At 72.4% G+C, this 13,180-nt stretch carries 8 protein-coding genes and 2 pseudogenes; 5 read left to right on the top strand and 5 right to left on the bottom strand.

Annotation, left to right across the window (positions count from 1 at the left end):
- Positions 1–187 precede the first annotated feature (187 nt).
- Positions 188–1,357 carry an elongation factor Tu gene (tuf, locus tag LN251_RS00050; protein WP_458242528.1) on the top strand — a complete coding sequence of 390 codons (1,170 nt, stop codon included), beginning with the start codon at positions 188–190 and terminating at the stop codon, positions 1,355–1,357.
- Between the two features lie 138 nt (positions 1,358–1,495).
- Complete coding sequence (locus LN251_RS00045) at positions 1,496–2,341, top strand: spermidine synthase (protein WP_458242527.1); 846 nt, start codon at positions 1,496–1,498, stop codon at positions 2,339–2,341.
- Here LN251_RS00045 and LN251_RS00040 read toward each other — a convergent pair.
- A complete protein-coding gene (locus tag LN251_RS00040) occupies positions 2,303–3,589 on the bottom strand; it encodes an MFS transporter (RefSeq protein ID WP_458242526.1) in 1,287 nt (428 codons plus the stop codon). The genes LN251_RS00045 and LN251_RS00040 overlap by 39 nt on opposite strands.
- A 169-nt stretch (positions 3,590–3,758) precedes the next feature.
- On the opposite strand from LN251_RS00040, the gene LN251_RS00035 reads away from it, so the two are divergent.
- Positions 3,759–4,196 carry a DUF4442 domain-containing protein gene (locus LN251_RS00035; protein ID WP_458243232.1) on the top strand — a complete coding sequence of 146 codons (438 nt, stop codon included), beginning with the start codon at positions 3,759–3,761 and terminating at the stop codon, positions 4,194–4,196.
- A 531-nt stretch (positions 4,197–4,727) separates the two neighbouring features.
- Here the strand turns inward: LN251_RS00035 and galU are convergent.
- Positions 4,728–5,678: a UTP--glucose-1-phosphate uridylyltransferase GalU gene (galU, locus tag LN251_RS00030; protein WP_458242525.1), complete on the bottom strand. Its 951-nt coding sequence runs from the start codon at positions 5,676–5,678 to the stop codon at positions 4,728–4,730.
- 375 nt (positions 5,679–6,053) lie between these two features.
- Here galU and LN251_RS00025 point away from each other — a divergent pair.
- A pseudogene (locus LN251_RS00025) lies at positions 6,054–7,076 on the top strand (hydrolase); the annotation flags it as partial.
- Between the two features lie 240 nt (positions 7,077–7,316).
- Positions 7,317–7,964 (top strand): DedA family protein, encoded by a 648-nt coding sequence (locus tag LN251_RS00020; RefSeq protein ID WP_458242524.1) that lies wholly within the window; start codon positions 7,317–7,319, stop codon positions 7,962–7,964.
- 3 nt (positions 7,965–7,967) lie between these two features.
- Here LN251_RS00020 and LN251_RS00015 read toward each other — a convergent pair whose 3' ends face one another.
- The 3 genes and pseudogenes from LN251_RS00015 to LN251_RS00005 all read right to left on the bottom strand — a co-directional run bounded on the left by LN251_RS00015 (position 7,968) and on the right by LN251_RS00005 (position 13,119).
- Positions 7,968–8,501, bottom strand: a complete 534-nt coding sequence (locus LN251_RS00015) for a gamma carbonic anhydrase family protein (protein WP_058926678.1) — start codon at positions 8,499–8,501, stop codon at positions 7,968–7,970.
- A gap of 123 nt (positions 8,502–8,624) precedes the next feature.
- Positions 8,625–10,433: a SulP family inorganic anion transporter gene (locus LN251_RS00010; protein ID WP_458242523.1), complete on the bottom strand. Its 1,809-nt coding sequence runs from the start codon at positions 10,431–10,433 to the stop codon at positions 8,625–8,627.
- A gap of 27 nt (positions 10,434–10,460) precedes the next feature.
- Positions 10,461–13,119, bottom strand: a pseudogene (locus LN251_RS00005) (cation-translocating P-type ATPase).
- Positions 13,120–13,180 lie beyond the last annotated feature (61 nt).

Here is a 13,180-nt window from a genome sequence, read left to right as displayed (position 1 = left end):
ACGCCTTCCTCCTCGCAGCATCCGCAGTCGCGGATGCTCCGAAGGCTGCCGTCCCGATCTTCCTCGCCGCAGCCGACGGCGCCCGAAGCTGACCCTCTCCGGATCGTCCGGCGGACCCCGCAGGGGGAGGGTCGGCGAGTCCTTGGGGTCCCCGCTTTCCTTCGAAGAGGCTTCGAGGTACTCAGCCATGCCCAAGACGGCGTACGTCCGCACCAAACCTCATCTGAACATCGGCACGATGGGCCATGTCGACCACGGCAAGACCACCCTGACCGCCGCCATCACCAAGGTCCTCGCCGACCGCGGCAGCGGCACCTTCGTGCCGTTCGACCGCATCGACCGCGCCCCGGAGGAGGCCGCCCGCGGCATCACCATCAACATCGCGCACGTCGAGTACGAGACCGACACCCGGCACTACGCGCACGTGGACATGCCCGGCCACGCCGACTACGTCAAGAACATGGTCACCGGCGCCGCGCAGCTCGACGGGGCGATCCTGGTCGTCTCCGCCGTCGACGGGATCATGCCGCAGACGGCCGAACACGTCCTGCTCGCCCGGCAGGTGGGCGTCGACCACATCGTCGTCGCCCTCAACAAGGCCGACGCGGGCGACGAGGAGCTCACCGACCTCGTGGAGCTGGAGGTCCGCGAACTGCTCACCGCGCATGGCTACGGCGGCGACGCCGTGCCCGTCGTCCGGGTATCGGGACTGAAGGCCCTGGAGGGCGACCCGCGCTGGACGGCCGCCGTCGAGGCGCTGCTCGACGCCGTGGACACGTATGTGCCCATGCCTGAGCGGTACTTGGACGCGCCGTTCCTGCTGCCGGTGGAGAACGTGCTCACCATCACCGGCCGGGGGACGGTGGTCACGGGCGCGATCGAGCGCGGCACCGTGCGCGTGGGCGACCGGGTCGAGGTGCTCGGCGCCGGAGTCGAGACCGTCGTCACCGGCCTGGAGACCTTCGGCAAGCCCATGGACGAGGCGCAGGCCGGGGACAACGTGGCGCTGCTGCTGCGGGGCGTGCCGCGGGACGCCGTACGGCGCGGGCACGTGGTGGCGGCCCCGGGGAGTGTGGTGCCCGCGCGGCGGTTCTCCGCGCGGGTGTACGTGCTGTCGGCCCGCGAGGGCGGACGCACGACACCGGTGGCGAGCGGGTACCGGCCGCAGTTCTACATCCGTACCGCGGATGTGGTGGGGGACGTCGAGCTCGGTGACGTCGCCGTCGCGCGGCCCGGTGACACGGTCACGATGACCGTCGAGCTCGGGCGCGACACCCCGCTGGAGCCCGGGCTCGGGTTCGCCATCCGTGAGGGCGGGAGGACCGTGGGCGCGGGAACCGTGACCACCGTGGAGTGAGGCCGGGGTGCGTGGGGACCGCGGGGCTGTCATGGCTTGCCGCGCGGTTCCCCGCGCTCCTTGAGGGCGTCGCTCGGCCGCGCAGGGGGAGTGGCTCGGCCGCACGGAGGGGGAGCGGCTCGGCCGCACAATGAGGGAGTGACCGAACCCATCCCCGTCAGCAGGGCCACCGACCTCGGTGTAGCCAAGCTCATGCCCGACGTCGACCGGAAGCGGGCCTGGCTGCTGACCGTCGACGGGGCGCCGCAGTCCTACGTCGACCTCGACGAGCCGGCGTATCTGGAGTTCGAGTACGCGCAACGGCTGGGACACGTGCTGGACGTCGTCGACGAGCCGGGGCGGCCGCTGGACGTGGTGCACCTCGGGGGCGGCGCGCTGACCCTGCCCCGGTACCTCGCCGCGACCCGGCCCGGCTCCCGGCAGGACGTCGTCGAGGCCGACCGCGCGCTGCTGGAGCTGGTCGTCGAGCACCTGCCCCTGCCCGAGGACGCCGGGATCGTCCTGCACGCCGCCGACGCCCGCGCCTGGCTGGAAACCGCCCCTGACGGGTCCGCCGACGTCGTCGTCGCCGACGTCTTCGGCGGCTCTCGTGTCCCGGCCCATCTCACCTCCGTCGCCTACGCCCGTGAGGCCGGCCGGGTGCTGCGTGACACCGGCGTCTACCTGGCCAACCTCGCCGACGCCGCGCCCTTCGCCTTCCTGCGCTCCCAACTCGCCACGTTCGCCACGGTCTTCGAGGAGCTGGTGCTGATCGCGGAACCCGCCGTGCTGCGCGGGCGCCGCTTCGGCAACGCGGTGCTGGCCGCCTCCCACCGGCCCCTCGACACGGCGGCCCTGACCCGGCTCACCGCGTCCGACGCCTTCCCGGCCCGGGTCGAACACGGCCAGGGCGTACGGGACTTCCTACGCGGCGCGCGGCCCGTCCGGGACGAGGACGCCGTCCCGTCACCCGAGCCCCCCGGCGGTGCGTTCGGCATCGGCTGAGCCGGTCCCGACGGCCACCTCCCTGGTACGGCGCCGCAGGTTCCGTACGTCCGGCACGGTCAGCACGGCCGCCGTGACCACCACGACCAGCGCGGAGCAGCCCCACAGCGACGCCGTACGCCCGAAGGCCTCCTCGGCGGGACCGGCCAGGGCGGTGGCGAGCGGTACCAGGGCGATGGACCCGAACCAGTCGTAGGCGGAGATCCGCGAGAGCTTGTCCTCGGGTATCTCCTGGTGCAGCGCGGTCATCCAGGACACCCCGAACACCTCGACGAGCGCACCGGACAGGAACATCACCGCGCACAGCGCGCCGACGGGGAACGGGACGGCGAGCGCGGCCGACGGCAGGGCCAGCGGGAAGACGCACAGCGTGCCCGCGAGGAGCAGGCGGCGCGGCTTCCAGCGGGTCATCAGCAGCGCGCCGGCCACGGTGCCGCCGCCGAAGCAGGCCAGCGCCAGGCCCCACGGTCCCGCCCCGCCCAGCTCGTCCCGGGCGACGAGCGGGCCGTAGACCGCGTCGGCGGCGCCGACCACGGCGTTGGCGATCGAGAACTGCACCACGATGCCCCACAGCCAGGGGCGTCCGACGAACTCCCGCCAGCCCTCGCGCAGATCCGCGAGCATGCCGCCGCCCGCCTCGCGCGGGGGGATGTGGCCGACGTCGAGGAAGGCCCGCAGCGCGCCCGCGACCGCGAAGGCCGCCGCGTCCGCCGCGAGGACCCAGCCCGGCCCGAGCGCGGCGACCATGGCACCGCCGAGCGCGGCTCCGCCCAGGCCGGCCCCCTGCATCGCCATCCGGAACACGGCGAACGCGCGGCCCGCGTGCTCGCCCTGCACCGACGACATCAGCATGCCCTCGGCCGCCGGGCTGAAGAAGGCCTGGCCGGTGCCGCCCAGCGCGGTCAGCAGCATCATCTGCCACAGCTGCGGATGCCCGGCGAGGACCAGCACGGCGAACGCGGCCTGGGACAGGCAGTTCAGGGCGTTCGCCGCGACCATCACGCGATGCCGGGGCAGCCGGTCCGCCATCGCTCCGCCGATCAGCAGGAAGACCACCAGGGGCAGCGTGCGGGAGGCGGCCACCAGGCCCACGTCACCGCCGTCACCGCCCGCGTCCAGCACGGCGAAAGCGGCGGCGATCAGCGCACCGTTGCCACCGAGACTGGTGACGACCGCCGCGGCGGTCAGCAGGCGGTAGTTGCGCCGGGGCGCCAGGAGGCCGGGGGAAGGTGGGGAGGCAGCGGTCACCGGCCGACTATCCCCGCTGGTGGCGCCGCCTGCCAAACCGTTTCCCGGTCGCCCCGGCCCGGACCTCGGGTCGGGGAAGGCGGTGTGTTCGGTACCGCGAACGATCACCGCACGGATCTGGCCACCTGCGGCTACTCATGGGTAACATCCCGGCATGAGTGCAGACCAGATGTCGATCGGCGAGATGCTCGCCGCGACGGTGCCGATGGCCCGGACCCTGAACCTGGAGTTCCTCCAGACCACGCCGGAGAAGGCGGTGGTGGTCCTGCCGGACCAGAGCGAGTACCACAACCACGTCGGCGGCCCGCACGCCGGCGCGATGTTCACCCTCGGGGAGACCGCGAGCGGGACGATCGTGTTGGCCGCCTTCGGCGACCAGCTCTCGCGGGCCGTGCCGCTCGCCGTGAGCGCCGAGATCGCCTACCGGAAGCTGGCGATGGGCCCGGTCACCGCCACCGCGACCCTCGGCCGTCCGGCCGCCGACGTGATCGCCGAACTGGACGCCGGGCAGCGCCCCGAGTTCCCCGTGTCGATCGAACTCCGGCGCGAGGACGGCGCCGTCACCGGCGAGATGACAGTCGTCTGGACACTGCGCCCCAACGGCTGAGACGGCATCGACGCGGGGCCCGGAGTGCGCGTCGCCCCGGGCCCCGCGCCGCGTCGACTTCCGCGTCTGCGCCCCGGGCCCCGCGCCGCGTCGACTTCCGCGTCTGCGGCCCAGGCCCCCCGCCGCGTTGCTTTTGCGTCTGCGGTCCAGGCCCCGCGCCGTGTCGACGTGCGTGGGCGTCTGCGGCCGGGGTTTCGCGCCGTGTCGACGTGCTAGGCGTCCGCCGTCCGGGTTTCACGCCATATCGTCACTCGGGCGTCCGTCGCCCCGACTCCGCGCCGTGTAGTCGCCCATTGCGTACGCCGCCCCGCCCCGCCCCGCGCCGTGCAGCCGCCCGCGGCGTACGTCTCTTCGGTCCCGCATCCCGGCATCGACCGGAGTGCGCTCCCTGTGCCTCCTCAGCCTGCCTGCCGGCGTCCGCCGCCCGGCCCCCCACCGTGCAGCCGCCCACTGCATACGCCTCCCCGGGCCCCGCATCTCTGGCATCAACCCGGCCCGGCGTGCGCTTCACCTGCCCGGCGCCCCGCCTCCTCAAGCCGCCTGTCGGCGTCCGCCGTCAGCGGCTCCGTCCTCCAGGCCCCTGACGAACGCCTTCAGCCAGGCGACGAATTCCGGGCCCAGGTCGTCTCGGGCGCAGGCCAGCCGGACCACGGTGCGCAGGTAGTCGGCCTTGTCGCCGGTGTCGTAGCGCAGGCCGTCGAAGACGACGCCGTGCACCGTGCCGTCCGCGGCCAGTTCCTGGAGGGCGTCGGTCAGCTGGATCTCGCCGCCGCGGCCCGGCGGGGTGCGCTCCAGGGTGTCGAAGACGGCCGGGTCGAGGACGTAGCGGCCGATGACGGCGTAGGTGCTGGGCGCGTCCCGGCGCGAGGGCTTCTCCACCAGGCCGGTGACCCGGACCACGTCGTCCTCGCCGGTCGCCTCCACGGCCGCGCAGCCGTAGAGGTGGATCTGCTCCGGGGCCACCTCCATCAGCGCCACGACACTGCCCGCGTACCGGTCGCGGACGTCCAGCATCCGGCTGAGCAGCGTCTCGCGCGGGTCGATCAGGTCGTCGCCGAGCAGGACGGCGAAGGGCTGGTCGCCCACGTGGCGGCGGGCGCACAGCACGGCGTGGCCGAGACCGAGCGGTTCGCCCTGGCGGATGTGGTGGATGTTGGCCAGCCGGGCCGGGTCGCGCACGGAGTCCAGCCGCAGGGTGTCTCCCTTGGCGGCGAGCGCCTGCTCCAACTCGAAGGCGTTGTCGAAGTGGTCCTCGATGGCCCGCTTGTGCCGTCCGGTGACCATCAGGACGTCGTCCAGGCCGGCAGCGGCCGCCTCCTCGACGACGTACTGGATGGCCGGCTTGTCGACGACCGGCAGCATCTCCTTGGGCGTGGCCTTGGTCGCGGGCAGGAAGCGGGTGCCGAGCCCGGCGGCCGGGACGACGGCCTTGGTGACGGCACGGACGGAGGCGGGAGCGCTCGTGGCATGGGGGGCGATCATGCGGCACATGCTGGCCCACGCGGATGAGAGCGCACCGGGAGAAACCTCTCAGGACGCTGTGGGTCCGGCCGGGCGGGGCCGCGGAATCTGAAGGTTCTGTGCACCCCTCGCCCTTTTCTCCACACAACTCGGCGGCGGTGCAACCGTGCCATCGAAAACCGGTGCGGATACCGCGGGTAACTTATCTGCACTTCCGTGGTCTTGAACTTGGGTCACTCGAACTCCTTGTTTGCCGTGCGTCAATTGTGCGAAAGTGAGCGGCCTTATAGCGGTCCTGGCACTCGACCGCATAGGTACGCACCAATCAGACCCCTCGCTTTTTGGTGGACCCACGAATTCCGTACGTCGTCCTGCGGCTTGGAAGGAATCGGTTCCGTGCAACCCCCTTACCCCCCACGTCCCCCCTACCCGCCGCGCCCCGGATCCGGCCCGGAAGAGTCGGACCGCCATCTCGTCGCACAACTGAACCAGGGTGCCGCGGGCGCTCGGGCGGGAGCGTTGCTGCTGGTCAGGCACTGGCGAGCGGCATACGGCTACGCGGCCGTCTGTCTCGTCGGCGCGGACGACGCGGCGGCCATGGTCACCGCCGCCGCATTCCATCGCGTGCTCGGCCGGCCGGCAGGCGGCGCACTGCGGCCGCAATTTCTGACGGCGGTGCGGGAGACCGTCAAGGAGTGGGCCGCCGACGACCGAATTGCCCTCGTGCTGCCGGAACTCCGCAAACCGAACGGCGGCCGAGGACTACGGGCCGCACGGTCCGTGACACCCGAAAGGCGGCAGCTCGCCGAACGGGCGTTCAGGGCCCTTCCGGGCGCCTCCCAATGCCTTTTGTGGCACACCGAGGTGGAGGCGGAACCCATAACCATACCAGCCGGTCTGCTGGGGGTGGACACGGCCACCGCGACAGCCGCTCTGGAGCAGGCCCGGGAGCAATTCCGGGCCGGCTGCGTACGCGCCCACCGGGAACTCGCACCCGGCCGTGAATGCCGCTACTACAACCGGCTCCTCGACGTCCCGATACGCCGCGGGGGCGCCCTGCTGCCGGACGTCCAGCAGCACCTGGCGGCCTGCCGCTACTGCCGGCACGCGGCCGAGCAGCTCAGTCATTTCGAGGGCGGCCTGGAGGTGCTGCTCGCCGAGACCGTGCTCGGCTGGGGCGCGCGGCGCTACCTGGACTCCCGGCCCGGACGCGGCGGGGACCGGCCGGCGCGGCCGGGCCGCCCGGGCGCCCGGCCCCCGGGCAGCGGTCGCCACCGCCCCGCTCCCTCGGCCAGGCGTACCAAGGTGATCGCCCTGGGCGTCGGGGTGACGGCCCTCGCCCTGCTGGTGACGGTTCTCGTGGCCAAGGGCTGGTCCGCCGACAACGGTGTCCCGGCCCCCCACGCCACCTGGGGAGCGCAGGTCCACTAGGGCCGCGGGACTGCCGGCGATGCCCGCCGGGCCGGGGGTGGTCCTCTCTCTCAGGACCGTGTCGAAAGGTGGCGTCACCTTGAGCACCACGGTTCACGGCGAGCACCAGTGCGACCTCTGGGACCGCCTTGCCGCCGGCTGACCCGGTAGGCTTCCGGGCGTGCGCCCCCGTGCGGCGCACGCCGGGAACACGGCGAACCAAGGGTCACGAACCGGGAGGAACCGGCTTTGCACGTCCAGGAGTGGCTCGACACCGTGCCCGCCGCGGCCGTCTACGCCGTGGTGGCGCTGGTCATCGGTCTGGAGAGCCTGGGCATCCCGCTGCCCGGCGAGATCGTCCTGGTCTCGGCGGCCCTGCTGTCCTCCCAGCACTCCGGCGTCAATCCCGTGGTCCTCGGCGCCTGCGCCACCCTCGGCGCGGTCGTCGGCGACTCCATCGGCTACGCCATCGGCCGCAAGGGCGGCCGCCCGCTGCTGGCCTGGCTGGGCGCGAAGTTCCCGCGGCACTTCAGCGAAGGGCACGTGGCCACGGCCGAGCGGTCCTTCGAGAAGTGGGGCATGTGGGCCGTCTTCTTCGGCCGCTTCATCGCCCTGCTGCGGATCTTCGCCGGCCCGCTCGCCGGTGTGCTGCACATGCCGTACTGGAAGTTCCTGATCGCCAACGTCCTCGGCGGCATCTGCTGGGCGGGCGGCACGACCGCGGTCATCTACTACGTCGGCATCGTCGCCGAGGACTGGCTGAAGCGCTTCTCGTACCTCGGTCTGGTGGCCGCGGTGCTCGTCGGCCTGACGTCGATGCTGGTCATCAGGCGCCGGGCGAAGAAGGCGGCACAGCGGCAGGCGGTCGAGCCGGAGCCCGTCCCGGCCGCCGACTGACGGCTACGGCTTCTCGTACAGCTCGCCGTGGGCCGTCGCGAGCGACGCGTACAGCGTTCCGTTGAGGGTGACTCCCTCGCGCTCCTCGTCCGTCAGCTGCCGCTTGACCTTGGCGGGGACACCGGCGACCAGCGAGCCGGGCGGCACCTGCATCCCCTGCGGCACCAGCGCCTGCGCGGCGACCAGCGAGCCCGCGCCGATCACGGCCCCGTTGAGCACGGTGGCGCCCATTCCGACCAGGCAGTCGTCGCCGACGGTCGCCCCGTGCACCACCGCGTTGTGCCCGACCGACACCCGCTGTCCGATGCTCACCGGGAACCCGGGGTCGGCGTGCAGCGTGCAGTTGTCCTGGATGTTGGCCTGGGCCCCGACGAAGATCCGCTCGACGTCGCCGCGCAGCACCGCCCCGTACCAGACACTCGCGCCGGCTTCGAGCGTGACGTCCCCGATCACCGACGCCGTCGGCGCCACGAACGCCTCTGCGTCGATCTTGGGCTCCCTGCCGCCGATACCCGTGATCAGCGCCTCGTGCGTCATCGATCTCTCCTCCTCGTCGGTACAGGACGCACGGTAGGCGATGAGCCGAGGCGCCGGCGCACCGGGCCACGTGTCACCCGCCGCGGGTGAATCCCGGCCCGACTGCCGGCAGCGGAGGGGGTGTCAGGTTCCGGCCGTGTTCCCCGGGGCCGTGGGGTGGCTCCAGTCGTCGGCCGGGGGCGCCGTGCCGGGGGGCGCGGGGGGCAGGGTCTCGGTGCCGGTCGTCCACTGCGCCCCCGTCTGCTCCCGGTAGGCGGCGACGGCCGCCTCCAGCGTCGGGAAGAAGTGGGCGGGGTCGATGGAGCGGGTCAGTTCGTAGCGCTCGATCTTGCGCCGCACCGGATCCTTGAGCTCGGCGAACACCAGGTGGGTGCCCCGCGCGTTGAGCTCCTCGTCCAGTTCCTCCAGCTCGTCGGCGGCCGTGGTGTCCACGTCGGTGATCGGCTCGGCCGCCAGCAGTACCCACAGGGGCGGCGGTTCCCTGACGGCCAGCCGCGTCACCTCGTGACGGAAGGCCTTGGCGTTGGCGAAGAACAGCGGGCCGTCGAATCGGTGGATGACCAGGCCGGGCAGTTGCTCGGCCTCGGGGTAGGACCGTACGTCGTGGTAGCCGGGCAGCCCCGGCACCCGCCCCAGCACGGTGTTGTACGGCCACCACGCCCTGCGGAAGACGTTGAGGATCGACAGGCCGACGGCGACCGCGATGCCCGGCAGGACCCCGAGCAGTGCTACGCCGAGGAAGGCCGCGATCGACAGCATGAACTCCGCCCTGCGCTGCTTCCACAGCCGCGTGGTCCCGGGAAGGTCGGCCAGCGAGAGCGAGGCGGTGATGACCACCGCGGCCAGCGCCGGCTGGGGCAGGTTGCGGAACAGCCCCGGCAGCAGGACGAGCATGAGGACGATCAGCCCCGCGCCGACGACGCCGGTGAGCTGGCTGCGGGCGCCCGCCCGTTCGGCCACGGCGGTGCGTGATCCGCTGGTGCTGACGGGAAACCCCTGGAACAGCCCGGCGGCGATGTTGGCCGCGCCGATGGCCGTCATCTCCTCGTTGCCTCGCACCTGTTGGCCGGTGCGGGAGGCGAAGGCCGAGGCGTTGGAGATGGTGTCCGCCAGGGACACCACGGCGATGCCCAGGGCTCCGGCGCACAGCGGAGCGAGATCCGACAGCCGGACTCCGGGGAACGTCAGCGGCGGGAACCCCCGGGGCAGTTCCCCGACCAGGCTCACCCCGTGCCCACCGAGGTCGAAGGCCGAGGTGGCCGCGATGGACAGCACCACCATGACCAGCACGGCCGGAACCTTGGGCAGCCACCGTTGCAACACCAGGATCAGCACGATCCCGGCACCCCCCACCGCCGCCGCGGCGGGCACGGCCTTGCCGTCTGCCAGCCCGCGGACGAAGGCGTCGAACTCGCGGATCAGCCCGTCGGCGTCCGTCTTGAAGCCGAACAGTTTGGGCAGCTGGCCGATCAGGATGGTCAGCGCCAGCCCGTTCATGTAGCCGATCATGGTGGGCTTGGAGATGAGGTCCGCGATGAAGCCCAGCCGGCACACCCCGGCCAGGACCGTGAGGGCGCCGACCATCAGCGCGAGCATCGAGGCGAGCGCCACCGCCCGCGCGCTGTCGCCGCCGGAGGCGATCAGGGGCACGAGCGTCGCCGCGATCATCGGGCCCAGGGAGGAGTCCGGGCCGAGCACCAGGATGCGCGAGGGCCCGAAGACGGCGTAGGCCAGCAGACAGAGCACCGAGGTGTACAGCCCGGTGATCGCGGGCAGCCCCGCCAGCTCGGCGTAGGCCATCCCCTGCGGCACCAGCAAGGTGGTCAGCACGACTCCGGCGACGACGTCCTTGACCAGCCAGCCCCGCCGGTACGCCCGGAGGGTGCGCAGCCCCGGCGGGACGAAGCGGTCCCTGGTGCCGTCACCTCGCATGGTGCTCCTCCGCGGGCATGGGGCGGCTCAGGCGGACGGCAGGGCGGTCGCGGGCCCACGCCGCCGGGCGATCCCCTTGGCGGCCTCCCACAGCCCGAGCAGGGCCAGGGCCGGCAGCAGTGCCCAGCCGAACTGCCCCACGGTCAGGGGAGTGGTGCCCAGTATCCGGTTGAAGACGTCCGTCTGGGTCGCCAGCACGGCGAGCACGAACTCGCCGAACATCGCCCGGTTCAGCTGCCGGCTGTCGAAGGTCGACGTCGTCAGCACCGTCTCGGTCTCGCTGCGGCACTCCAGGGCGGCCACGATCAGGCAGAACGCGAACGACGTGAACGCGATCGAGTTGCCGATGGCGGCGCTGTCGAAGCGTGCCTCACCGAGCTTGATCATCGACAGCAGGCCGATCGTGATGGCCAGTCCCGCCAGGCCCACCGTGACCATGAGGCGTCGCGTCATCACCGGTTCTCCGCGCGGCCGCGGGCCTGCGTTCCATCAGGCCGGGACTGACCCGGTCGAAGCCCAGGGCGAAGCCGAAGGCGGCGTTGACGAAGAAGTGGATCCACAGCACCTGGGGCGGCGTGAACGGCTCCCCGCCCGCGATGTTGAGCAGTGTCGCGCCGAGGAAGGTCAGGACGAACACGACCAGCAGCACCAGCACGAAGCGGATGTACTTGGTGAGGTTGTCGTAGATCTTGCGGCCCTGCTCCACCGCGAAGACGATCGTGGCGAAGTTGTCGTCGGACAGGATCATCCGTCCGGCGTTCTTGGCCACCTCGGTGCCCGAGCCCATGGCGATCCCGATGTCGGCGGCCTTGATGGCGGGGGCGTCGTTCACGCCGTCCCCGGTCATCGCCACCACGTCGCCCTTCTTCTTCAGGGTGTCGGCGAGCAGCACCTTGTGCTCGGGGGCGACCCGGCCGATCACACCGATGCGGTCGATGCGTTCCAGCCGTTCCGCCTCGGAGAGGGCGGCGAACTCGGACCCGAGCATGGCCTCGCCGTCGATGCCGATCTGCTCGGCGATGGCGGCGCCGGTGATGACGTCGTCACCGGTCACCATGCGCACCCGGATGTTGGCCGCCTGGGCGCCCGCCACCGCCTGCCGCGACTCCTCGCGCGGCGGGTCCGCCATCCCGACCAGGCTCGCCACCTGGAGGTCTTCCACGTGCGCGAGCAGGTCGTCGGCGGAGAAGTCGGCCGGGTCCAGATCCCGGGTGGCGGCGGCCATCACGCGCCGGCCCGCCCGCTCCATCCGTTCCATCTGCGCGTGCGCCCGCTTGTCGAGGTCGGCGTCCCAGTCGATGGGCGCGCCGTCGGAGAGGGCGGTGGAGGCGCGTCCCAGCACGGCGGGCGCCGCGCCCTTGACGAAGCAGCGGACGACGGGCCGTCCGTCGCCGTCCGTGGCCGCGTTGAAGGTGGCCATCAGCTTGTACGAGGGGTCGAACGGCAGGGTGGCCAGGCGCGGGAACCGCTCGCGCGTCGCCTCGACGTCGAGCCCCGCCTTGTGGCCGAGGACGAGCAGCGCGCCCTCGGTGGGATCGCCCACGACCCGGCCGTCCACCAGCTTGGCGTCGCTCGCGACCAGGTAGGGCAGGATCGCGTCCTCGATGGCGGGCGAGCGGCCGGCGGCGTGGTGCACCCTGCCCTCCAGCCCGTAGCCGGTGCCGGAGACGGTGTAGCGGTCGAAGGCGTCCACGACCTCCACCGCGGTCATCTGGTTCAGCGTCAGCGTGCCGGTCTTGTCGGAGTTGATCGCCGAGGTGAAGCCCAGTGTCTCCACCGACGGCAGGTCCTTCACGATCGCGTGGTGGCGCGCGAGGTCGAGTCCCCCGAGTGACAGGATCGTCTGCGTCACCGTGGGCAGGGCCTCGGGGACGGCCGCGATCGCCAGGGAGACGGCGCTGACGAACAGCGCGTCCCAGGCCTCGCCCCGGCCGCGTCCCAGAACGAACATCACGATCATGGTCAGTCCGGCGGCGCCCGCGATCCACAGTGTCAGCCGGTCGAGCTCCCTGGTCAGCGGCGACGCCTCCCGCGGGGTGGTGGACAGCATCCCGGAGATCTTGCCGAGTTCGGTGCCGGAGCCGGTCGCGGTGACGATCATGGTGCCGCTGCCGTGGGTGACGGGGGTGTTCATGAACGCCGTGTTGGTCCGGTCGCCGGGGCTCAGCCCCTCGCCCCGCACCACCTGGGTGTCCTTGGCGGCGGGTGTGCTCTCGCCGGTCAGCGCCGACTCGTCGATCTGCAGGGCGCTCGCCTCGACCAGCCGCCCGTCGGCGGGCACGTCGTCCCCGGCGGTGATCAGTACGACGTCCCCGGCCACGACCTGCTCGGCGGGGATCTCGCTCTCCGTGCCGTCCCGGCGGACCCGGGCGGTCGCCTGCATCATCGACTTCAGGGCGTTCATGGCGCTGGCCGCCTTGCCCTCCTGGCGCATCCCGATGACCGCGTTGACCACGGTCAGCACCAGCAGGAGCACGGCCGTGGACCACTCCTGGATCAGCAGCGACACGATCGCCGCGGCGACCAGGATGATCTGCATGTAGCTGCGGTACTGGTCGAGCACCCGGCGCCAGCGCGGCGGCGGCTGCTCCTCGGGGAGCGCGTTCGGGCCGTCCCGGGTCAGCCGCTCGGCTGCCTGCGCCGAGGTGAGGCCGACGGCCGGGTCCACGCCGAGCGCCACGGCCACCGCCTCGGGCGACCGTTCGTACCAGGCGAGGGCCGGCCCGGCGTCGTCGCTTCGCCCGCCG

Source organism: Streptomyces sp. MAI_2237 (assembly GCF_054189285.1).
Note: the sequence above shows the minus strand (reverse complement) of the source record. Positions and strands in the feature narration are given on the sequence as shown.